The sequence below is a fragment of the Stenotrophomonas sp. AS012628 genome, assembly GCF_010608305.1.
In the GTDB taxonomy this organism is placed as follows: Bacteria; Pseudomonadota; Gammaproteobacteria; order Xanthomonadales; family Xanthomonadaceae; genus Stenotrophomonas; species Stenotrophomonas geniculata.
Genome location: NZ_VMBJ01000012.1, coordinates 22,497 through 44,801, shown reverse-complemented (window position 1 = coordinate 44,801; position 22,305 = coordinate 22,497). Strand labels below are relative to the sequence as shown.

Genomic DNA, 22,305 nt, shown 5'->3' with positions numbered 1-22,305 from the left:
ACACGCTGGGCACGCATGCAGCTGCTGGCACGGCCACGCAGGCCCGAAGCCTTGCCGAAGCGGCTGGACCGCCATCGCATCTATGTGCTGCCCACCCGCTTCGGCCTGTTCGTTGCCACCCTGCTGGTGGCCATGCTGCTGGGCGCGCTGAACTACAACAACAATCCGGCGCTGCTGCTGGCCCTGCTGCTTGCCGCAGCGGCCATCGCCAGTGCCATTGCCGCGCATCTCCAGTTGTCCGGCGTGCAGATCGATGCGATCTCGGCCGAGCCGGTACCGGCCGGGCAACCGTTGCGCCTGCGCGTAGACCTCTCACTGCGCGATCCGCGTGCGCGGCACGGCCTTCATCTGCAGCTGGGTGACAGCAACGCCTGGACCTCGCTGCCTGCGCACGGCCGTGGCGAAGTGGAACTGGACGTTCCCAGCGAACGCCGTGGCTGGCTGGAACTGCCGCGTATCCGCCTGTCCACCACCCAGCCGCTGGGCCTGGTGCGGGCATGGTCGTGGGTGTGGCCGGAACAGCCGCTGCTGGTCTACCCGCTGGCCGAGGCCGTGGCGCCTGCACTGCCGGAGAGCGGCAGCGATCCGCTGCATACCCGTGCCCATGCCAGCGGCGAGGAGCTGCATCAGCTGCGCCCCTACCGGGTGGGCGATGCGCCGCGCAGCATTTCCTGGAAGCACTCGGCACGCCGCGACAGCCTGCTGGTGCGCGAGTACGAAAAGCCGGTCGGCATCGAAGTGATCCTCGACTGGCGCTCATTGGCGCCGCTGGGCCATGAAGCACGCATCGCTCGATTGGCGCGCTGGGTGGATGTGGCCGAGCGCGAGGGCCGCCGCTACACCCTGCTGCTGCCTGCGCATCCACCGTTCGGGCCCGGCCAGGGCGCCAGCCATCATCACCTGTGCCTGCGCGCGCTGGCGCTGATGCCGCATGACTGAGACCCCGGCCCTGCTCGACCGCAATGCCCGCAACTGGACCCTGGCCAGCGCGGCGCTGGCACTGTTGCCGTTGCTGCTGCAGCTGCCACCACTGCTGGCGGGCGTGATCGCGCTGGCGGCGATCATCACTGCCGCCCTGTCGTGGCGGACAGTGTTGCCGATGCCGGTACGCCTGCTGCTGGTGCTGGGCATGCTCGGCGCCATCGTCTGGCAGATGGGCGTGGTGCGCCCAGGACGCGATACCGGTTGCGCGCTGCTGGCCGCGATGCTGGCGATCAAGTCCAGCGAGCTGCGCAGCCTGCGTGATGCCCGCAGCCTGCTCGGCTTCGCGCTGTTCTCGCCCTTTGCAGCATTCCTGCTCGACCAGGGGCCGCTGACAACAGCGCTGGCCACGCTGGCCGGGGCCAGCGCACTGATCGCACTGCAACGCCTGGCGCAGGATGAAGGCCATGCTGGCCGCCAGCCACTGCGTGGACAGCTGCGTGGTGTCGGCCGCCTGCTGGCGATCGGCCTGCCGCTGGCACTGGCCTGCTTCTGGCTCTTCCCCCGACTGGCCACGCCACTGTGGGGTATTCCCGAACGCGCCGTGGGTACACCGGGGCTGTCCGACAGCATGGAACCCGGCCAGTGGCTGGACCTGATGGCCGACGACACCCCGGCGCTGCGCGTGCAGTTCTTCGGCGCTCCGCCCGAGCCGGCGCAGCGCTACTGGCGCGGCCCTGTACTGACCGCCTTCGATGGACGGCGCTGGACACGCGACCGTGCCAGCGCGCGGCGACCTGCTGCAGTGGTTGCAGCGGGTACACAGGGCTGGGACTACCAGATCGATTACGAGCCCACCGACCGCCGCCAGCTGGTGGCGCTGGACCTGCCCAGCCGCGCACCTGCGGGCAGCATGCTGGATGCGGACATGAGCCTGAGCAGCGAACGCCCGCTGGCCTCGCTCAGCCGCTGGCGGTTGCATTCGGCCCCGCCACTTCGCTTCGACAGCACGCTGTCGCCCTATCTGCGCCGTGCGACGTTGCAGCTGCCGGCCGGCTTCAACCCGCGCACCGCCACGCTGGCGCAGCAATGGCGGCAGGACGCTGGCAGCGACGACGAGGCCATCGTGCGCCGCGCGCTGCAGTGGATCACCACCGATTTCTCGTACACGCTGGATACCCCTGCGGCAGGGCGCGACCCGATCGACGAGTTCCTGTTCGGCTACAAGGCCGGCTTCTGTGAACACTTCAGCTCGGCCTTCGTGGTGCTGATGCGCAACGCCGGCGTCCCGGCGCGGGTGGTGACCGGTTTCGCTGGTGGCACCCGCAACCGCATCGGCGACTACTGGGTAGTGCGGCGGATGGATGCCCACGCCTGGGCCGAGGTATGGCTGCCGCAGCGCGGCTGGGTCAGGGTTGACCCGACCGCAGCCGTGGCACCGGAACGCATCCTGGACACCCTGGATGACCGCCTGCAGGCCGGCACGGACACACCACTGCAGCAGCGTTGGCTGCAGCTGGGCCAGATGGGCGACTGGCTGCGCCGCGGTTGGAACGATCTGGTGCTGTCCTTCGACGCGCGCCGCCAGCAGCAGCTGCTCAAGCCGTTCGGGCTGGACGATCTGGGCCCCGGGCAGCTGGTCGCTGGCTTCGTGGTAGCCGCACTGCTGGCGCTGGCGTGGATGGCCTGGCTGCTGGCCCGTGGCGAGCGCGAACGCGAGCCGCTGCTGCGCGCCTGGCACCGGCTCGGACGGCGCTACGCCCGCCTCGGCCTGGCCCGTGAACCGCACGAAACCGCACAGGACTGGGCACAGCGGGTACACCGGCAGCGCCCCGACCCGGCCCTGCTCGCACTCAGCCAGCGTTTCGCCGACGCGCGCTACGCTGGAACTTGCACCAACCTCGCTTCATTATTGCGGGACCTGCGCAGGCATCGCCCGACTTCCGGAGCCTCCCCATGAACACCAAGTTCCTTCTCACCGCTGTGGCCACGCTGGCCCTGTCGGCCTGCGCCACGGCCCCCAAGCCGCTGCAGGGACAGTTCAGCCTGGTCTCCCCTCGCGACTCGGTCGCTACCCAGCAGGTCGGCACGCCGGTCCGTTGGGGCGGCCGCATCATCGAAACCAAGCCCGGCCAGGGCGAGACCTGCTTCCAGATCATCTCGCGCCCGCTCAATGGCAGTGGCCGCCCGAACACCACCTCGTCCGACGCCAGCGACGGCCGCTTCATTGCCTGCCGTGCCGGCTTCTACGACCCGGCGGTGTTCGAAGCCGGTCGTGACGTGACCTTCATCGGCAAGATCGACGGCTACCAGAACACCCGCATCGGCGAGTACGACTACCGCCTGCCGAAGCTGTCGGCCGATGTGATCTACCTGTGGCCGGAACAGCGCCAGGTCGATGTGGTGCCCTACCCCTATGGCCCGTGGGGCCCGGGCCCGTATGGCCCGTACTGGGGCGGCTATGGTCGCTGGGGCTGGTGGTGATCGTCACCACACACGCATGACGGAAAAGGCCGCCCTCGGGCGGCCTTTTTCATCCACGCATGGCGTGGATACCGGGCGCTCAACGTCCCGGGGTACCGAAGTGCCCCAGCGGCGCACCGGCCAGCAGATGCATGTGGATATGGAACACGGTCTGGCCGGCATCCTCGCGGCAGTTCATCACGATGCGGTAGCCGTCCTGTGCGAAGCCTTCGCGGCGCGCGTACTCGGCGGCAGCCAGCGCCAGCTTCCCGATCAGGTGCGCCTGCGACGGCTGCAGGTCATCCAGGGTCGGAATGATCTCGTTCTTCGGAATGAACAGCACGTGCACCGGCGCCTGCGGTGCGATGTCCTTGAAGCCCAGCACCTCGTCATCCTCGTAGACGATGGTGGCCGGGATCTCGCGACGGATGATCTTGCTGAAGAGGGTTTCGTTGCTCATGGTCGGCCTCGGCGGGGATGTCTCCCGCATTGTAGGCCGCTCACGCCCGGCCATGCCGGCCGTTGCTCAATCGCGGAATTCGCTGCGCGTCCCGAACGCGTGCGACAGCGTGCCACGATCGACGTATTCCAGTTCGCCGCCCAGCGGCAGGCCCTGCGCCAGGCGGCTGGGCTGCACCTTGCGTGCACGCGCCAGCTGCGCTAGGTAATGCGCGGTGGCCTCGCCCTCGACAGTGGCGCTGGTGGCGATGATCAGCTCCTGCACCTCGCCTTCGGCCAGCCGTCGCTCCAGCTGCTCCAGGCCCAGCTCGCGCGGGCCGATGCCATCAAGCGGCGATAGGCGGCCCTGCAGCACGAAGTAGACACCGCGGAAGCCGGTGGCGTTTTCGATGGCCAGGCGGTCGGCCGGCGATTCGACCACACACAGCTGGCTGCGCTCGCGGCTGCTGTTGGCACAGGTCGGGCACAGCTCGGTTTCGCTGAAATCGCGGCACTGCACGCAGTGACCGATGCGTTCCACCGCCAGCGCCAGGGTTTCGGCCAAGCGCTGGCCACCTTCGCGCTCACGCTCGAGCAGGTGGTAGGCCATGCGCTGCGCAGTCTTCTGGCCGACGCCCGGCAGCACCCGCAACGCGTCGATCAATTGTTCAAGCAGGGGTGCGGACACGGCGACAGGCTTTCATTGCGTCGAGCAGGCTCGACGGCTACAGGGTCCGTGGCACCCGGTTACACGGGTGCCACGCTGAAAATCAGAACGGCAGCTTCATGCCCGGCGGCAGCTGCATGCCAGCGGTGGCCGACCCCATCTTCGACTTCGACTCGGCATCGATCTTGTTCGAGGCATCGTTGAAGGCGGCGGCGATCAGGTCTTCCAGCATCTCCGGGTCGCTGGCCAGCGACGGATCGATGCGCACCTTGCGGCATTCCTTGGCACCGGTCAGGGTCACGCTGACCATGCCGCCACCGGCGCTGCCGGTCACTTCGATCCTGGCGATTTCTTCCTGGGCCTTCTGCAGGTTTTCCTGCATCTTCTGGGCCTGCTGCATCAGTTGGGCGATGTTGCCGCGCATAGTCTCTTACTCGTCAAAAGAACGGATGGAATCGGAAACAACCCGGGCGCCGTGCTGTTGGATCAGCACCTGCACTTCCGGATCGTCCATGAAAACAGCCTCTGCCACCTGCTGCCGCTCACTACGCTGGCGGTCGGCACGCTGATGCAGGGTCTCGGCCGGAACGTGCTCGATTTCCACGGTCTCGACCACGATCTTCGGGGCCTGGCCAAGGGCTTTCTCCAGCATCTCGCCCAGGGCCGCCAGCGCACGCTCCGAGCGCAGGTACTCAAATCCGGGCGAAAGGCCCAGTTTCAAGGTCCCGTGCTGGCAACTGATGAAGGCAGCGTTGGCCGCCAGCTGCCGCGACGGGCCGCTCAGGCCACTGTTGGCCACCAGGTCGAGCCAGTCCTCGGCCGTGGCCAGCTCGCTGACGCCTTCCTGCGGCACGGCATCACGTGCCGGGGCCGACTCTGTTGGCGCGATGGCAATGCCTTCAGTGCGGAACGGGCGCTCGGACGGCGCAGGCTCGCCGGGAGCCGCGACGGGAGCCGGCGGTTCATGCCAGGGCGCCACCATGGCGGCGTCCGGCCCAGCCATCTCGGCCGCCAGCGCCTCGTCACGCGCCTCGGCTTCGTCGGTGGCCCACGGCGGCAGGTCGTCGCCCGCTTCTGTTTCAACAGACGGAGGCGCGACGGCTTCGGCCTTCACCGGCGGCGGTGACACCGGCTCCTCCACCGGAACCGGCTCGGGCTCCGGCGTCGGCTCAGGGTCGGGTTGCGGGACCGGCTCCGGTTCGGGTTCAGGTTCGCGCGGCGCGGCCTGCGCCGGAGCGGCCACCTGCGCCACCACGGCCGGGCTGGCCGAAGCGGCGGCAGCGGCCGGCGTCGCTTCGTGGCTACCGGCACCGGTGCCACCACCGGCAGCGTTACCGCCCGGCGTGCCACCCATCGCACCGTCGACGGCCTTCGGCACCGGCGGTACCGCTGCGGCCGGTCGGAACGCCAGCATGCGAAGCACGGCCATTTCAAATCCCGCGCGCGGGCTCGGCGCCAGCGGCAGGTCACGACGGCCGTTCAAGGCCATCTGGTACCAGAGCTGCACCACTTCCGGGCGCAGGCGTTCGGCGAACACCGTCGCGTCCAGGCCTTCAGCGGCCGCTGCGGCACCCGGTACCAGCTGCTGCACCTGGATGCGATGCAGGCCTTCGGCCAATGCTTCCAGCACGCCACTCCAGTCCGGCGAGAATTCGGCCAGCGCAGCCACCACCTGCAGCAGGCGCGGACCATCGCCCTCGGCCAGCGCATCGAGCATCGCCGCCACCTGGGTGCGGTCGACCGTGCCCAGCATGGTGCGCACCACGTCCTCGCGCAGCGCGCCGCCGGCATAGGCGATCGCCTGATCAAGCAGCGACAGGCCGTCGCGCAGGCTACCGTCAGCGGCCTTGGCCAGCTGTACGATGGCACTGCCGTCGGCCTCGATCTCTTCTGCCGCCAGGATGCGCGTCATCTGGCCCTGGATCTGATCCTCGTCCAGGCGCTTGAGGTTGAATTGCAGGCAGCGGCTCAGCACGGTGACCGGCAGCTTCTGCGGGTCGGTGGTGGCCAGCAGGAACTTCACGTGCTCCGGCGGTTCTTCCAGCGTCTTCAGCAGCGCGTTGAACGCCGCCTTGGACAGCATGTGCACTTCGTCGATCAGGTAGACCTTGTACTTGCCACGCGAGGGCATGTACTGCGCGTTCTCGATCACCTCACGCACGTCATCCACACCGGTGTTGGACGCGGCATCGATTTCCAGCAGGTCGATGTAGCGGCCGGCGTCGATGTCCAGGCAGGCCGCGCACTGGCCGCACGGGTCGGCGCTGGTGCCCTGCTCGCAGTTCAGCGACTTGGCGAAGATGCGCGCGATGGTGGTCTTGCCCACGCCGCGGGTACCGGTGAACAGGAACGCGTGGTGGACCCGGCCGCTGTCCAGCGCGTTGCTGAGCGCACGGACCACGTGTTCCTGGCCCACCAGCTCGGCAAAACGCTTCGGACGCCACTTGCGGGCAAGGACGAGGTAGGACATCAGGCCACCGTTTTCCATCGGATGTTCCATTGTGCCATGCCTGTCCAGCCCCCTCGCCTCCGGCACGTCCTTCGCAGGTTCCTGGCTGGGGTGCTTGTGAAGTGCCGCGCAGCCCGCTAGAATCTGCGCCCCTGCTGAGGCGTTTGCCGATGGCAGGGATCCGGAGAGGTGTCCGAGTGGTTGAAGGAGCACGCCTGGAAAGTGTGTAAGCGTCTAAACCGCGCTTCGGGGGTTCGAATCCCCCTCTCTCCGCCAAGTTACGAACTAAGCCCCTGATTTCAGGGGCTTTTTTCTTGGGTTCGTATGTGGCCCCATACCCCGACCCATACTTCGTCAATCCGTTGATTCCTGGCCTATCAGCAGCGCGCCCTGCGCGTTGGGACGGCAATCCAGATAGTCAGCAAGAGCGCTGCACTTGGAGAAGCGAGAGTGCACGCAAGCAGTTTCAGATGACCGACCTGCGTGCATCGCGAAGCACGCCGCTCCCTCGCCACCGCCTCTGACAGCCGTAACGAAATGAGGTGCCGCATGCGCAAGGTCCTGAGCGCGCGTAGCAGCATGAGCGCCCAGGCAAGCGACCAACACCAAGAGCTGCTGCGCGCTGCGCGTCAGCGGCCCGTAGAAGCGGTTGAGAGGCAGTTGAGCGGATGGGAGGGCGCAGGCGGTCCAGCGCCGTGCGTACCCCGGCGTGCGCACTCGTCTCCCCGCCACGCCTGCGCACTTCATAGGGTGCTTTTTCTGCACCACCTGCACAAAGGCCAGGAGCAGGCCCAGCAAGGCTATGGATGACGTTGAGGGGCATCCAACTACCTGCGAAACCCTGCACTAAAGGGGGTATCTGGCAGGGGCATCAGCCACCAAGTGGGAGCCAAATTCGCAGACACCAGGAAGAAGCGAAAACAAGGCGTCCAACAGTGTCCAAGAAGAAAACTCCCACTACTGACAGTGTTTCAGGAAGGCTATGAATTGAGGGTCTGAAACAGAAAACGTGTGGCGAGCATCGCACTGCCAGTTTTGCCAACAGGTTCCTTGGAGTTCCTTGTGGCACAGCGCTTTCCAGCCACCTCTGCCTTCTGATTGACACCCCCAATCCAGCAACAGTTTCCAACATTGATGTTTTTCGGTGTTACAAGTGTGGCAGGTGTTACGGCAGTCAAATATGCAACTATAATCAAATGGTTACGCTATTCGCACCGAACGCGGCCACGGTGTAACACAGGTGTTACCGGTGTTACAGCCTACCCACCGCGACGCCAGCTCGAAGACTTGCCCGCCCGCCCCTGGCGCCGACTTCGGTCGTCACGCCGACGGGGACTGTGATATGAAGGCAATGCCTTGCTGGAAGGCTCTTTCAGGGATTGGAAGGATGGAATGGCTTGAGAGAATTGCGTGCCGCGCGTCGGCCCGCCGAAAGGGCATGAGAACGTATTTCGGCAAGCTGAGCGTCGTCGGCGCCTGGCTCTGCTGGCTGATGTTGGTTGGCTTGGCACTGCCGCTAATCGCAACTGCTCAGACGGTCACTTACATCCACACCGACGCCCTTGGCTCGGTCGTTGCCGAAACCGATGAAAGCGGCAACGTGATCAAACGGTACGACTATGAGCCCTACGGGGGTGTCGTGGACGGACCGGTTACGGATGGGCCTGGCTACACGGGGCACGTGAGCGATGCTGCCACGGGGCTGAGCTACATGCAGCAGCGCTACTACGATCCCCAACTAGGGCTCTTTCTCTCTGTAGATCCCGTCTCACCAAACGACAAACCGGGCTCCGCCTTCAACCGCTATCGATACGCTGCGGGCAATCCCTACAGATTCGTCGATCCTGATGGCCGCCAGGAACGGGCGGCGGAGAGACATGCCGACTCGGTAGCGAGCTCACCCTCTGCATATGATACGTTCGGCCCCGCAGCACTTGCGGTAACAACAGCGATTGTGCGCGCGACGCCAGTTGTTGGGCCTGCTGCTGCATCGGCAATGTCTGGCTCCATTAATTCGGCGCAACCACTGGCCCTGCCAGCACCAGCACCTGCAGCGCCCACTGCGCCAACTCCTGCCGCTGCCCCGGCGACACCTTCTGGCCCGAGCTATGTCGTCTCGTCGAACGGAACAGCATTTCCGGTACCCACAGGGGCGAGCGGACCAACTCCGGTCATCAACCCCGCAGGAAAACAGACCGGTGTCGCATTTACTGGGGGTGCCGGAGGCAGTAATGGGCAAGTCGCCACCATGCGGATGATGGACCCAACCCCTCCCAGGGGAAACAGTCCTGGATATCCAGCTGGCTATATCAAGTACGAGAATGCTGGAAAGCAAGGCGTAGATCCGCTCTCCGGGAAAACGCTACCTAATTCGAAGTCTCACTTCCCAGTCAGATAGGCCTGAACATGATCGAGCACCAGGCGGAAGCTCTCCGGCCATTGATCGGAAAAAATGTGACACTGGGGATTGAAGATGGCATGGCCACGATAGGTACGCACGATGGCTGGGAGCTGCATATCTACAACTCTTTCAGCCTCCTTAGCGATGGCATTGCGGAGAATCCTCCGCGCTCAACGCTGAGCTTGGTGCTGGAGGATTGCCGGTTCGATCACGAGACAATGGTTGCGCAGTTTTCTAGAGGGGTCACACTCACAGTCGACTTAAGTGAAGATGGCTACTCTGGCCCAGAGGCGATGCAGTTGAATAGTCCAGATGGAACTATCGTGATCTGGAACTAAGTTCGATGCAGCCGCCGCTACTCGCACTGGGATCACCCCCCAAGGGCGACAGGTATTGACCTTCTCCCTGTCGCCCCTGTTTCGAATGAAGCAGTAGCTTGACCTCGCCCCTGCAGGGGTAGGCATTTAGTTCGTTGAACGTTCTATTTCGAAGGGGGCAAAAGTGATGACCTCCTCACCGATCCATTCGTTGACCATGGCCATGCGCGATTGCAGGGGAGCCAGTTCCATCGACGCCCACACGGTGGCCGCATCCCGAATCGAGCCGAATCCGCCCGCATTCTGCGGGACGATACCCAGCAGCTGCGGTGGGATGCGCAGCGCGGCCAGGATGTCATCACGGGTCACACGCTTGATGCCGGTGAACTCATCCTTGGCCGCCACTTCGCTGATCGGGATCAGCTGCAACCCGTCCTTCTTGCCGTTGGGCGAATGCACGAACAAGTTGCGGAAATTGCCCGGCCCACGCGAGTCTCGCAGCGCCTGCCGCAGGGCGTCCACATCCATGCCCTCCGGCTGCGGGTCGGTCATGTAGAGGATGAACCCGGCGTGCGAGCCGTTGGTGTAGTACCTACGGCGGAACAACGTGGCCGATTCATTGAGCAGCGCCGACTGCACGACTGCCAACCACTCCGGCAACCCGTAGATTTCCTGATCGGTATCGGCCTCGCGCAGCTGGTGCACCGAGCCAGGTGCAAGTTCATGCTCGGCCCGCCCAGCTCGCACCTGGAAGAACACACTTGGATCCACGCCACGGCGTATGTACTGCGCCATCAGCGGGTGCAGCTGCAACAGCCGCCCGGAGTGCGAGAGTTGCCGCCCCAGGTAGGCCATGCCGAACACCAGGTAATCCAAGGCCAGCTGCGAGAACGCGGTGCGGTCCAGCAAGCGATGCGGCATGAAGGTGCGCACTAGCATGTTGCGCTTGAAGATCAGGCCACTGTGCAGGAACGGATTGGAGCGCGTGGTGCGCGACAGGCCACTGAGGGTGATCGGTGGTTCGTAATGGCGACCGTTGCTCTACCGCCCCACCGATGCCAGCGCCTGCCTGTCGATTTTCGACAGCAACGTACCCACCTACTTCGCGCCCGAAGAGCGCAGTGACTTTGAACGCTTCCTGCGCGAACAGGCCACGGACTGTGCATTCCAGGTCATCGAGCGCGATGGCAGCATCGTGGCCTGTGGCGGCCTGTCGCGACGCGGCGACGGCAGTGCCGGTTTCTGCTGGGGGATGGTCCAGCGCGCGCTGCACCGGCAGGGGCTGGGCCGCGAACTGGCACTGGCACGCCTGCGCCAGGCTGAAGCGGATCCCTCGATCAAGCGCATCGCGCTCAGTACCAGCCAGCACACCCAGGGCTTCTATGCCGGGCTGGGCTTCCAGGTGACGCGGATCGTGCCCGATGGCCACGGCGCCGGGATCGACGCCGTGGAAATGGAGCGGGAGCTCTAGCGCTCCCGCCCCGGCCCCATCCGCGCAGTGCGTGGATCTACCGCTGGCCCGCTCCCCTCAGAAGCCTACGCGCAGGTTGATCTGCCCGCCAACATCACGGCGGCCATCGCCGTGCTGGCCCTGCACGAACATCGACAGCTGGCTGTTGCGGCCGAGCCCAACCGCCACGCCGACCTGACTGACCAGCGCATTGCGTGCCATCACCGCGCTGTAGACGTCGAACGCGTTGCCACCGACGGCGAAGCGGTTGCGGCTGGCCACATCGGTGTCACCCGAGGCGTGCTGCCAGCCGAGGCCGACCGTCAGCTGTGCCGGGAAGCGCTCGCCGCTGCCCACATCCCAACGTCCACGCACGCCCACGGTGCTGACATTGAGCGTGTCCTTGCCGCCTTCCAGCTCCAGTGCAGCAGTGCCACCCTGCTCTACTGCGCGATCGCTGTCGACCCAGTGCTTGGTGAACTGCACGTACGGCTGCAGCTGGGTCCTGCCATGTGTCCAGGTCCAGCTGCCCTCCACCTGCGCGATGGTCACGTCCGAGTCCTGGCGGCTGTACAAGGTCTGGCCCAGCAGCGGCACCTCACGTGTGGTGCGCGTACGGTAGTCGCCGCGCGATACGCTGCCCCCCACCGCGAAGCCGTTGTTCCACTGGCCCTGTGCATACAGGCCGAACGTGTTGCCACGCAGGCGGGCCCGCGAACTGCGATCGTACAGGCGCGTATCCAGCCGCTCGTTGCCTGCGGCCGCACCCAGCACCACGTGCTCGCCCAGCTGCCAGTCCACGCCCGCCATCAGCGCATTGCGGTTGGAGCGGATGTCATCGCCGTTGCCGTCACCGTCCTGGCGGAACACCTTGCCACTGCCGGCCAGCCACGCCGAAGCACGCTCACCACGCACGGTCGGCAGCTCACTGCCCAGGCGCTGGCGGATACCCTCTTCCAGGTAATTGTCGTACAGCAGCACCGCGCGGCTGGCCGCATGCACTTCACCGGACAGCTGATCGAAGGCAGCGCGCGCGGTACCCGCGTCATACATCAGCAGCGTGTTGTACAGGCCCAGTGCCGAACCACTCTGCGGCAGGCTGTCCAGCGCTGCGGCGGTGTTGTACTGGTTGCGCGTCTTCGCCGCCGTGGTGAATGCCGCGGTCTGCGCCACGTCGATCTGCAGGTTGGCCGTGTTCGCGGTGTAGACCGGGGTGATGGTCAGGAAGGCCGACGGCGTGGTGGCCGAGGCGAACTGCCCGCTCACCCCACCGCCCGCGTTGACCACGGTGTACTGCTGGCCCTGCTGGTAGCTGGTGCTCGGCGAGATGGTGTTCACCTGCACGGTGCTCCCAGCCACGTTGGCACTGCCGCCCACCTGCACCGTGTCGCTGCCGGTGGCACCCAGATCGATGCCCAGCGTGCTGCCCGGCGACAGAGTCAGGTTGCCCCCCACCGTGATCGTGCCGGTGCCATTGCCCGCACCGCTGCCGTTGCCCGGACCATTGCCCGGCGACAGCACGCCGCCGCTGGACACCGTCACACCACCGCCGGCGCCACCGATAGTGCCGGTGCCGGACAGCGTGGTGCCGCTGCCGATGGTCCACTGGCCGCCGATGTTGCCGGTGACATTCAGGCCACCGCCGGTGACCTGGCCGGTACCGCTGAAGCCACCGCTGTTGCCACCCAGGTTCAGGCCCCCCGGGCCGGCCTGCACGATGCTGCCACCACCGCTGATGGTGCCGCCCAGCGTGGTGGTGCCACCGGTGTTGATCACCAGGCCACCGTTGTTGGTGATGTTGCCGGTGATGGAACCGCTGGCCTCGCCGTTGCCGACCTGCACCGTGCCACCCGCATTGATGGTGGTGCCGCCGGTGTACGTGTTGTTGCCGGTCAGCGTGATGGTGCCGTTGCCGGCCTGGGTCAGGCCACCGCTGCCACTGATGGTGCCGCCAACGGTGGTGTTGCCACCTACGTTGAACACCAGGCTGCCGTTGTTGCTGACGTTGCCGGCAATCGATCCGCTCGCGCCGCCGTTGCCAACCTGCAGCGTGCCGCCGGTGTTGATGGTGGTGCCGCCGGTATAGGTGTTGTTGCCGCCCAGGATCAGCGTGCCGGTGCCGGCCTGGGTCAGGCCACCGCTGCCGCTGATGGCACCGCCGACGGTGGTGTTGCCACCCACGTTGAACACCAGGCTGCCGTTGTTGGTGACGCTGCCGCCAATCGCACCGGTCGCGCCGCCATTGCCCACCTGCAGGGTGCCACCGGCAGTGATGGTGGTCGGGCCGGTATAGGTGTTGTTGCCGGTCACGGTCAGCGTGCCGCTGCCGGCCTGGGTCAGGCCGCCGCTGCCGCTGATGGTGCCGCCCAGCGTGGTGTTGCCCGCCACGTTGGACACCAGCGTGCCGTTGTTGGTGACGTCGCCCACGATCGAGCCGGTCGCACCGCCGTTGCCAAGCTGCAGCGTGCCACCGGCATTGATGGTGGTACCGCCGGTGTAGGTGTTGGTGCCGGTCAGCACCAGCGACCCACTGCCCGCTTGGGTCAGGCCACCCGTACCGCTGATGGTGCCGCCCAGCGCGGTATTGCCGGCCACGTTGGAAATCAACGCACCATTGTTGGTGATGTCACCGGCAATCGAACCTGTGGCGCCGCCGTTGCCGACCTGCAGCGTGCCACCCGCATTGATGGTGGTGCCGCCGGTGTAGCTGTTGTTGCCGACCAGGGTCAGCACGCCAGCACCGGCCTGGGTCAGCGCGCCAGTGCCACTGATCGCACCGCCGACCGTGGTGTTGCCACCGACATTGAACACCAGGCTGCCGTTGTTGGCGACGTTGCCGGTGATCGCGCCGGTCGCACCGCCATTGCCGACCTGCAGCGTGCCACCGGTATTGATGGTGGTGCCGCCGGTATAGGTGTTGTTGCCGGTCAGGGTCAGCGTGCCGGCACCGGCCTGGGTCAGGCCACCGGCGCCGCTGATGGTGCCGCCCAGCGTGGTGTTGCCGGCCACGTTGGACACCAGCACACCGTTGTTGGTGATGTCACCGACGATCGCACCGGCCGCACCGCCATTGCCGACCTGCAGCGTGCCACCGGCATTGATGGTGGTACCGCCGGTGTAGGTGTTGTTGCCGGTCAACACCAGTGTGCCGCTGCCAGCCTGGGTGAGGCCGCCGCTGCCGCTGACCACGCCGCCCACGGTTGCCGTGGTACCGAGGTTGTAGACCAGGCTGCCATTGTTGGTGATGTCGCCCAGCACCGAACCGGTGCTGCCACCGTTGCCGATCTGCAGCGTGCTACCACCGTTGATGGTGGTGCCACCGGTATAGACGTTGTCGCCGCTCAGGGTCAGCGTGCCGGTACCGCTCTGCACCAGACCGCCGGTGCCACTGAGCACACCGCCGAAGGTGGTGCTGCCGTTGTTACCGCCGGTGGTCAGGGTCGCACCGCCCAGCACCACGCCGGATCCGGCTACGCCGGCCAGGCCTCCGATGCTCTGACTGCCACCGGCACTGATGTCCAGCGTGCTGGTACCGGCCAGGTTCACCGTGCTGGCGCCAGACAGGGTGCCGCCCGCGCCCACCGCCAGCGTGCCGCTGTTGATGGTGGTGGTGCCGGTATATGTGCTGGCACCGCCCAGGGTGACCGTTGCTGCGCCATCCTTCAGCAGGCCGCCAGCACCGCTGATCGGGCCGTTCAAGGTCAGCGCGTTGCTGCCGGCCAGGGTCAGCGTGCCGCTGGCCAGCTGCACGGTGTTGGCCAGGGTCAGCGCGGTGGTGCCGTCCAGGCTGGCATTGCCGCCCACGGTCAGCGTGCCGGTTCCCAGTGCACCGTTGTTGCCCAAGGCAAGGCCACCGGCGTTGAGTGCCACGCCGCCACTGAAGGTATTGCTGCCGGTCAGGCCCTGGATCCCAGCGCCGTTCTTCACCAGGCCGCCGGTGCCGGTGATGTCACCAGCGAACGTAGTGTTGCCCACGCCATTGAGTGTCAGCGTGCTGCCACCCAGCGCCACGGTGCTGCCGGCCACGCCTGCCAGCGAGCCGATGGCCTGCGGGCCACCCGCGCTGATGTCAAAGGCGGTACCGGCGTTGGCCAGATTCACCGCACCCGTGGCAGCCAGGCTGCCACCGGCGCCGATCGCCAGCGTACCAGCGTTGATGGTGGTGCCACCGGTGAAGGTATTGGTGCCGGTCAACGTCTGGGTGCCCGAACCTTCCTTGACCAGGCCGCCGGTGCCCGCCACCGAACCACTGAAGGTGCCATTGGTAGCGCCTCCGATCGTAAGCTTGTTCGCGCCCAGATTCACCGTACCGCTGCCGATCAGGGTACCGAACTGCTGCGTACCGCTACCCGCCGACAGATCGAAGGTCGCACCCGAGGCCAGGTTGACGATGCCACTGGCGTGCAGGCTCGCGCCGGCGCCCAGTGCCAACGTACCGGCGTTGATGTTGGTGCCACCGGTATAGGTATTGGTGCCGTTCAAGGTCAGCGTCGCTGCTCCCTCCTTGGTCAGGCTGCCGGTACCACTCAGGTTGCCGTTGAGGGTGAGGTTGTTGCTGCCGAGTACGGTCAATCCGTTGTTGAGGATGAAGTTGTTGGCCAGCGTCACCGCGGAGTTCGAATCGAGCGTAGCCGCGCCTCCAACCGTCACCGCACCGGTGCCCAGCGCAGCGTTGTTGCCGACCACCAGGCCACCTGCGTTGAGCGCCACGCCACCGCTGAAGGTGCTGGCGCCATTGAGCGTCTGCACGCCTGCGCCGTTCTTGATCAGGCCGCCATTGCCGCTGATCGCACCGTTGAAGGTGCTGTCCACGGTACCACCCAGGGTCAGCGTGCTGCCGCCCAGTGCCACCGTGCTGCCGGCCACGCCGGCCAGCGAACCGATGGCCTGGTTGCCCGCCGAGATGTCGAGCGTGCCGGTGCCGGCCAGGTTCACCGCGCCGGTTGCGGCGAGGCTGCCACCGGCACCGATCGCCAGCGTGCCACTGTTGATGGTGGTACCCCCGGTGTAGGTGTTGGCACCGCTCAGGGTTACGGTGGCCGCACCGTCCTTGATCAGCCCGCCCGTGCCGGAAATCACACCGCCCAGTGTCAGCGCCTGGCTGCCGAGCAGGTCGAGATTGGCACCCGAAGCGAGGTTGATGTTGTTGGCCAGGTTGACGCCGGTCGATGCATCCAGTGTCGCGTTGCTTCCGACCGTCAACGCACCGCTGCCGAGCGCAGCGTTGTTGCCGACCACCAGTCCACCGCCGTTGAGTGCAACGCCACCACTGAACAGATTGGCGCCGCCCAGCGTGAGGATGCCGGCGCCATTCTTGACCAGGCCACCGGTGCCGGAAATCGCGCCATCGAAGAGGCTGTTGCCAACACCACCGAGTGTCAGCGTCTGTGCCCCCAGGCTCACCGTCGAGCCCGCCACGCCATTCAACGACCCGATGGTCTGGCTGGCCCCTGCGGTGGAGATATCGAAGCCGGTGCCTGCAGCGCTCAGCGTCACAGCGCCGCTGGCGGCCAGGCTGCCGCCCGGACCAATCGCCAGCGTGCCGGCATTGATGAAGGTCCCGCCGGTGTAGGTATTGGCACCGGTCAGCGTCTCGATACCGGCACCGACCTTGGTCAGGCCACCCGTGCCTGCGATCGAGCCGCTGAAGGTGCCATTGGTGGCGCCACCGACCTCGATCGAGTTGGCACCGAGGTTCACCGTACCGTTGCCGACCAGCGTGCCGAACTGCTGCGTGCCACTGCCGGCAGACAGATCCAGCGTGGCGCCGGTGGCGAGGTTCACGGTACCGCTCGCCGCCAGGCTGGCACCGGCCCCCAGCGCCAGCGTGCCGGCGTTGATGTTGGTGCCACCGGTGTAGGTGTTGATGCCATTCAAGGTCAGCGTCGCGCTGCCATTCTTGGTCAGGCTGCCGGCCCCGGACAGGACGCCGTTGAGCGTCAGTGCATTGGTCCCGAGCACGGTCAGCCCGGCGTTGAGCGCGATGTTGTTGGTCAGCGCTGCCAGGCCGGTGGTATCCAGCGTGGCGGCACCACCAACGGTCAATGCGCCGCTGCCCAGCGCCGCGTCATTGCCCAGGACCAGCCCGCCTGCGTTGAGTGTCACGCCGCCGCTAAAGGTGTTGGCGCCGGACAACGTCTGTACGCCCGCGCCCACCTTGATCAGACCGCCACCGCCACTGATCACGCCGTCGAACGCGGCATTGCCGGTCGTGCCGAAGGTCAACGAATTGCCGCCCAGTGTCAGCGTGCTTCCGCCCGCACCGTTGAGCGCGCCGATGGTCTGGCTGCTGCCGGCACCGGAGATATCGAAGCCAGCACCTGCGCCCAGCGTGATATCACCCGCTGCGGCAAGACTGCCGCCCATGCCCAGCGCCAGCGTACCGGCGTTGATGGTGGTACCGCCGGAGTAGGTATTGGCACCGGACAGCGTCAGCGTGGTGGCACCATTCTTGATCAGGCTGCCATTGCCGGCCACGATGCCGCCCAGGGTCAGCGCGTTGCTGCCCGGCAGGGTCAGTGCCACGCCCGATCCCAGGTTCACGGCGTTGCCCAGCGTCACCGCAGCGCCCGCATCCAGGGTGGTGCTGGCATTCACCGCCAGCGTGCCGGAACCGAGTGCGCCGTTCGCGCCGACCACCAGGCCACCGCCGTTCAAGGTCAAGCCACCACCGAAGGTATTGGTGTTGTTGAGCGTCAGCAGGCCTGCACCGTTCTTGATCAGGCTGCCATTGCCGCTAAGCACGCCGCCCAGGGTGAGGTCACTGCCGCCGCCCAGAGTCAGCTGCGTGCCGGCGCCGAAGTTCACCGCGTTGGCCAGGTTCAACGCCAGCGTACTGTCGATACTGACCGCACCGCCAACTCCCAGTGCCCCTGTGCCCAGCGCACCGGCATTGCCCAACAGCAGGCCACCGCCGTTGAGTTCCAGCCCGCCGCTGAACGCATTGGCGCCAGACAGCGTCTGGATACCGGTGCCGGTCTTCACCAGTCCACCGGTGCCGCTGATTTCACCATCGAACACGGCAGCAGCGTTGCTACCGAAGGTCAGCGAGTTGGCACCCAGCGCCAGCGTGGTACCGGCCACGCCGCTCAATGTGCCGATGGTCTGGTTTGCACCGGCGGCAGAAATATCGAAGCCCGCTCCAGCGTTGCCAAGGGTGACGCTGCCAGCCGCCGCCAGGCTGCCACCGGCCCCCAATGCCAACGTGCCGTTGTTGATGGTGGTGCCACCGGCATAGGTGTTGGCGCCGCTCAGGGTCAGGCGTGCCGCGCCGTCCTTGATCAGACCTCCCGCGCCGAACACCGGCGCAGTCAGCGTCAGGTCATTGCTGCCGAGCAGCGTCAGGTTGGCACCCGCTGCCAGGCCGACGGTGTTGCCCAGGGTCAATGCGGCCGTGGTATCCAGCGAAGCGTTGCCTCCCACATCCAGTGCACCCGTGCCCAGTGCACCCGCATTGCCAAGCCGCAGCACGCCGGCATTAAGGCCCACGCCACCGGAGAACGTATTGGGACCATTCAAGGTCAGCGTCGAAGCCCCGTTCTTGACCAGCTCGCCGGTGCCGGCGATGACTCCACCCAGCGTCACGTCCTGACTGCCCAGCAGGTCCAGTACCGAGCCACCTGCCAGGTTCACGGCATTGCCCAGGGTGAGCGCAACGCTGCTGTCGACGGTGGCGTTGCCGCTGACATTCAACGCACCCGTGCCGAGCGCGTCAGTGTGGCCCAGCAGCAGGCCACCGCCGTTCAGTGCCAGGCCGCCGCCAAAGGTATTGGCACCGTTGAGCGTGAGTGTGCTGGCACCGTTCTTGATCAGGCTTCCCGCACCCGACACCACACCGCCCAGTGTCATGGCCTGCGAGCCCAGCAGCGTCAGCGACGCGCCGGCGCCAAGCGCCACGTTGTTGCCCAGGTTGAGCGCCGTGGCCCCATCCAGCGTGCCCGCGCCGTTGACGCTCAACGTGCCGCTGCCCAGCGAGGCGCTGCTGCCCAGCAACAGGCTGCCTGCGTTGAGCGAAAGCCCGCCACCGAACGTGTTGTTTCCGCTCAGCGTCAGCAGTGATGCGCCGTTCTTGACCAGGCTGCCAGTACCGGCAACGATCCCGCTCAGGGTTACGTTCTGGCTGCCCGGCAGCGTCAATGAACCGGTGAGATTCACTGCATTGCCCAGGTTCAGCGCGGCATTGCCATCAAGAGAACCATTGCCGCTTACGTTCAGCGCACCGGTGCCGAGCGCACCGTTGTTGCCCAGCAGCAGTCCGCCCGCCGCCAGGTCCAGGCCTCCACTGAAGATATTGGCCCCAGTCAGCGTCTGCGTGCCGGCCCCCTGCTTGACCAGACCACCGGTGCCGGTGATCACACTGGCAAGGGTCTGGTTGGTGGCATCACCGAAGGTGAGCGTATTGGCGCCGAGGGAAACCGTGCTGCCGGCCACGCCACTGAGCGCGCCCACGGTCTGGTTGCCGCCGGCGGACAGATCCAGCACCGCACCGACGCCACCAAGGTTGACCGCACCGGTCGCGGCCAGACTGCCCCCGGCACCAATCGCCAACGTGCCCGCGTTGATGGCGGTGCCGCCGGTGTAGGTGTTGGCACCGCTCAGGGTCAGCGTCGACGCTCCGCTCTTCACCAGACTGCCGGCGCCGGCGATGACACCGCCCAGGGTCAGCCCATTGCCGCCGAGGACATTGAGCGATGCACCGCCGCCCAGATTGATGCCGTTGCCCGCACTGAGTGCCGAACTGGTATCCAGCGTGACCACGCCACCGACATTCAGTGCCCCCGTGCCCAGTGCCCCGGCATTGCCCAGCACCAGGCTGCCGGCATTGAATGCCAGCCCGCCACCGAAGGTGTTGGCACCATTGAGCGTTAGTGTTGCCGCGCCATTCTTGGTCAGCCCACCTACGCCGTCGATCACACCGTTGAGCGTCAGTGCCTGGTTGCCCAGCAGGTTCAGCGTCCCACCTGCCCCCAGCGTCACCGCATTGGTCAGCGACAGCCCGGTAGTGCCATCGAGGCTCACGTTGCCACCGATACTGAGTGCACCACTGCCCAACGCGGCGTTGTTGCCCAGCAGCAGGCCACCGCCGTTGAGCGCGACGCCGCCGCTGAGGTTATTGACACCGGACAGGGTCTGTACGCCGGTACCCAGCTTGATCAGACCACCGGTGCCTGCGGCGAACGTGCCGGCATAACTGGTATCGCCCACTCCACCGAGGGTCAGCGTGTGGCTGCCGAGATTGACCGAACCGCCGAGGCCGGCCAGCGAGCCGATGGTCTGGTTGGTCGCCGCTGAAAGATCCAGGCTGGTACCAACGCCCAGCGTGATCGCACCGTTGGACGACAGGCTGCCACCCGCGCCCAGCGCCAACGCGCCCCCGGCCAGGTTGAAGTTGCCGGTCAGCGAATTGGCACCATTCAAGGTCAGCGTGCCCGCGCCGTTCTTGGTCACGTTGCCGGCACCGGAAATCGAGCCACTCAATGTCAGCGCATTGCTGCCCAGCAGGTTCAGCGAGCCCCCGCCATTGACCACCAGGTTGTTGCCCAGGGTGATGCCCGCCGTCGTATCCAGCGAGGCGCTGCCACCTACGGTCAAGTTGCCGAGGCCCAGTGCACTGGCATTGCCCAGCAGCAGGCCGCCCGCATTGAGGTTGACGCCGCCGGAGAACACGTTTGCGCCGCCGAGAGTAACGATGCCGGTGTTGTTGACCGTCAGCCCACCAGCGCCTGAAAGCACGCCACTCAGGCCGAATGCATTGGTCCCTGCCAGGGACAGATTGCCACCGAGGCTGAAAGCGTTGGTCAGGTTCAGACCGGCCGTGGAGGAGGCGATGGCACCGCCGTTGGCTGTGAACAGCCCTGTGCCGAACGAACCGGCATTGTTGAAATTGATCAGGCCATCATTGAGCGTCGTCGGCCCCGCACCCGCCCACGCACCCTGCAGGTTCCAGGTGCCGCTGTTGACCGTCAGCTTCTGGAAGTTGACGTACTGGTTCCAGCCCACCGTGGTCGGCGCACCACCGGTGCCGGAGCCGGGGCCAGAGGGACTGTTCTGCAGCACCAGGCTGTTGTTGCTCGCCGAGCCGCCATCAACCTGGCCCGCGGCCGCCAGATTGACACCCACGCTACCCACGGTACCGGCGATACCCACGCCGGCGTTGTTCACGCTGGAACCAGACACCGCTGTGAACGTATTGCCTGCCGTAGAGTTGCCCAGGTGCACGCTGCCGTTGACCGTTCCGGCGTTGAGGAAGGTGTTGCCGTTGGTCGCCGAGGCGGACCCGGCAAAGCCGACACGACCGGTGATGCTGCCGGTATTGGTGAACTGGGTCTGCGCGCCGCCATAACTGAGAATGGCCGGGGCATCGGCGGCGGTGAACAGACCCGCACCGAAGATCGACATGCTCACCGAGCCATTGTTGACGACGGTGCTGGTGCCGCCCGCAGCGTTCTGCACCACCAACGCCTGTCCACCGAAACCGAGGAGGGAGGCGATATTGACCAGGCCGTTTATCGAACCACCGGCCAGATTGTTCACGTTGATGGCATTGCCACCGACCGTCGCGTTGCCCAGCACCATGCCCGACGCCGCCAGGCTCAGGCCACCGCTGATGGTGGGATCGACCGTGCCCTGGTTGTTCACGGTAATGCCGTTGCCGTTCAAGGTCACCGCACTACCACCCACGATCGGCGGCACGCTGAGCTGGGCGCCGGTCTGGATATCCAGGGTTACGCCATTGATGCTGTTGGCCAGCGAGTTGGTGCTTGAGCCTGTCGGGCAAGTGACTGTGTTGCCGACGGTGTTGCACGCTGCGAACGCCGAACCGCTGGCCAAGGTGGCTGCCAGTGCGACCGCCAGCTGATGCGCCCGCAATCGCGGTGGCCGCTTCGCGGTAATCGCACTTCCGCCGGGATTCTGGGCGACCTCCGAGGCAACCTGCATTACGCCGAGGGCACGATTGAAAACCAGACGGTAAATGCGGTTCATCGGTAAATCTCCATGAAAAGACCGGATGGCACTGCGGGCAGGTTTTTTGAAGACGATGCGGCCCATCCCGGCTCCCGATACGGGAACAAGGCCTGGCGGCATTAACTCCTGAAAATCTTCACATCTTCACGCGACGCCCCCTGGAAAAGGTGCGCCGGCGTGTCCGTCAAGGCGAAAACTCCCCGGTCTCGCATGACGAATGGCGGCACTGTGCGT

The 22,305-nt window shown here is 66.1% G+C and carries 11 protein-coding genes, 1 tRNA gene and 1 pseudogene; 7 read left to right on the top strand and 6 right to left on the bottom strand.

What is annotated here, in order from left to right:
- Window positions 1–15 precede the first annotated feature (15 nt).
- The 3 genes from G5A07_RS07875 to G5A07_RS07865 are packed head-to-tail and all read left to right on the top strand — an operon-like array spanning window position 16 to window position 3,405.
- Window positions 16–939: a DUF58 domain-containing protein gene (locus G5A07_RS07875; RefSeq protein ID WP_043398211.1), complete on the top strand. Its 924-nt coding sequence runs from the start codon at window positions 16–18 to the stop codon at window positions 937–939.
- The gene (locus tag G5A07_RS07870; RefSeq protein ID WP_191863120.1) at window positions 932–2,881 is read left to right on the top strand and encodes a DUF3488 and transglutaminase-like domain-containing protein; all 1,950 of its coding nucleotides are present in this window, start codon (window positions 932–934) and stop codon (window positions 2,879–2,881) included. Before G5A07_RS07875 ends, G5A07_RS07870 begins: the two co-directional genes overlap by 8 nt.
- On the top strand, window positions 2,878–3,405 hold the full coding sequence (locus G5A07_RS07865; RefSeq protein WP_005408301.1) for a Slp family lipoprotein: 528 nt from the start codon (window positions 2,878–2,880) through the stop codon (window positions 3,403–3,405). The genes G5A07_RS07870 and G5A07_RS07865 overlap by 4 nt, the downstream gene beginning before the upstream one ends.
- Window positions 3,406–3,484: 79 nt before the next feature.
- On the opposite strand, the gene G5A07_RS07860 is transcribed toward G5A07_RS07865, so the two are convergent.
- From G5A07_RS07860 to dnaX, 4 genes are all read right to left on the bottom strand, one after another.
- Window positions 3,485–3,844 carry a histidine triad nucleotide-binding protein gene (locus G5A07_RS07860; protein WP_014646179.1) on the bottom strand — a complete coding sequence of 120 codons (360 nt, stop codon included), beginning with the start codon at window positions 3,842–3,844 and terminating at the stop codon, window positions 3,485–3,487.
- A gap of 66 nt (window positions 3,845–3,910) precedes the next feature.
- Window positions 3,911–4,510, bottom strand: a complete 600-nt coding sequence (gene recR / locus G5A07_RS07855) for a recombination mediator RecR (RefSeq protein ID WP_010483844.1) — start codon at window positions 4,508–4,510, stop codon at window positions 3,911–3,913.
- Between the two features lie 82 nt (window positions 4,511–4,592).
- Window positions 4,593–4,913, bottom strand: coding sequence for a YbaB/EbfC family nucleoid-associated protein (locus tag G5A07_RS07850; RefSeq protein ID WP_010483846.1), 321 nt, complete (start codon window positions 4,911–4,913; stop codon window positions 4,593–4,595).
- A gap of 6 nt (window positions 4,914–4,919) precedes the next feature.
- On the bottom strand, window positions 4,920–6,959 hold the full coding sequence (gene dnaX, locus G5A07_RS07845; protein ID WP_191863119.1) for a DNA polymerase III subunit gamma/tau: 2,040 nt from the start codon (window positions 6,957–6,959) through the stop codon (window positions 4,920–4,922).
- 162 nt (window positions 6,960–7,121) lie between these two features.
- On the opposite strand from dnaX, the gene G5A07_RS07840 reads away from it, so the two are divergent.
- The 3 genes from G5A07_RS07840 to G5A07_RS07825 all read left to right on the top strand — a co-directional run bounded on the left by G5A07_RS07840 (window position 7,122) and on the right by G5A07_RS07825 (window position 9,677).
- Window positions 7,122–7,214: transfer RNA gene (locus G5A07_RS07840), tRNA-Ser, on the top strand.
- A gap of 1,216 nt (window positions 7,215–8,430) precedes the next feature.
- Complete coding sequence (locus tag G5A07_RS22245) at window positions 8,431–9,336, top strand: RHS repeat-associated core domain-containing protein (protein ID WP_233654162.1); 906 nt, start codon at window positions 8,431–8,433, stop codon at window positions 9,334–9,336.
- Between the two features lie 8 nt (window positions 9,337–9,344).
- Window positions 9,345–9,677: a hypothetical protein gene (locus tag G5A07_RS07825; RefSeq protein WP_019659511.1), complete on the top strand. Its 333-nt coding sequence runs from the start codon at window positions 9,345–9,347 to the stop codon at window positions 9,675–9,677.
- Window positions 9,678–9,803: 126 nt separating this feature from the next.
- On the opposite strand, the pseudogene G5A07_RS07820 reads toward G5A07_RS07825, so the two are convergent.
- Window positions 9,804–10,694, bottom strand: a pseudogene (locus G5A07_RS07820) (phage portal protein); the annotation flags it as partial.
- On the opposite strand from G5A07_RS07820, the gene G5A07_RS07815 reads away from it, so the two are divergent.
- Window positions 10,693–11,127, top strand: a complete 435-nt coding sequence (locus G5A07_RS07815) for a GNAT family N-acetyltransferase (RefSeq protein WP_191863118.1) — start codon at window positions 10,693–10,695, stop codon at window positions 11,125–11,127. The pseudogene G5A07_RS07820 and the gene G5A07_RS07815 sit on opposite strands and share 2 nt — an antisense overlap.
- Window positions 11,128–11,184: 57 nt before the next feature.
- Here G5A07_RS07815 and G5A07_RS07810 read toward each other — a convergent pair whose 3' ends face one another.
- Entirely contained in the window at window positions 11,185–22,089 is a 10,905-nt protein-coding gene (locus G5A07_RS07810; protein ID WP_191863117.1) for an autotransporter-associated beta strand repeat-containing protein, read from the bottom strand.
- Window positions 22,090–22,305: the final 216 nt, after the last annotated feature.

What these genes read in the sequence shown, in the direction of transcription:
- G5A07_RS07875 (WP_043398211.1), top strand. Translation starts at nt 16, where the DNA reads ATGCAGCTGCTGGCACGGCCACGCAGGCCCGAAGCCTTGCCGAAGCGG.
- G5A07_RS22245 (WP_233654162.1), top strand. Translation starts at nt 8,431, where the DNA reads ATGTTGGTTGGCTTGGCACTGCCGCTAATCGCAACTGCTCAGACGGTC.
- G5A07_RS07850 (WP_010483846.1), bottom strand. Translation starts at nt 4,913, where the DNA reads ATGCGCGGCAACATCGCCCAACTGATGCAGCAGGCCCAGAAGATGCAG.
- G5A07_RS07865 (WP_005408301.1), top strand. Translation starts at nt 2,878, where the DNA reads ATGAACACCAAGTTCCTTCTCACCGCTGTGGCCACGCTGGCCCTGTCG.
- G5A07_RS07825 (WP_019659511.1), top strand. Translation starts at nt 9,345, where the DNA reads ATGATCGAGCACCAGGCGGAAGCTCTCCGGCCATTGATCGGAAAAAAT.
- G5A07_RS07810 (WP_191863117.1), bottom strand. Translation starts at nt 22,089, where the DNA reads ATGAACCGCATTTACCGTCTGGTTTTCAATCGTGCCCTCGGCGTAATG.
- G5A07_RS07870 (WP_191863120.1), top strand. Translation starts at nt 932, where the DNA reads ATGACTGAGACCCCGGCCCTGCTCGACCGCAATGCCCGCAACTGGACC.
- G5A07_RS07860 (WP_014646179.1), bottom strand. Translation starts at nt 3,844, where the DNA reads ATGAGCAACGAAACCCTCTTCAGCAAGATCATCCGTCGCGAGATCCCG.
- dnaX (WP_191863119.1), bottom strand. Translation starts at nt 6,959, where the DNA reads ATGTCCTACCTCGTCCTTGCCCGCAAGTGGCGTCCGAAGCGTTTTGCC.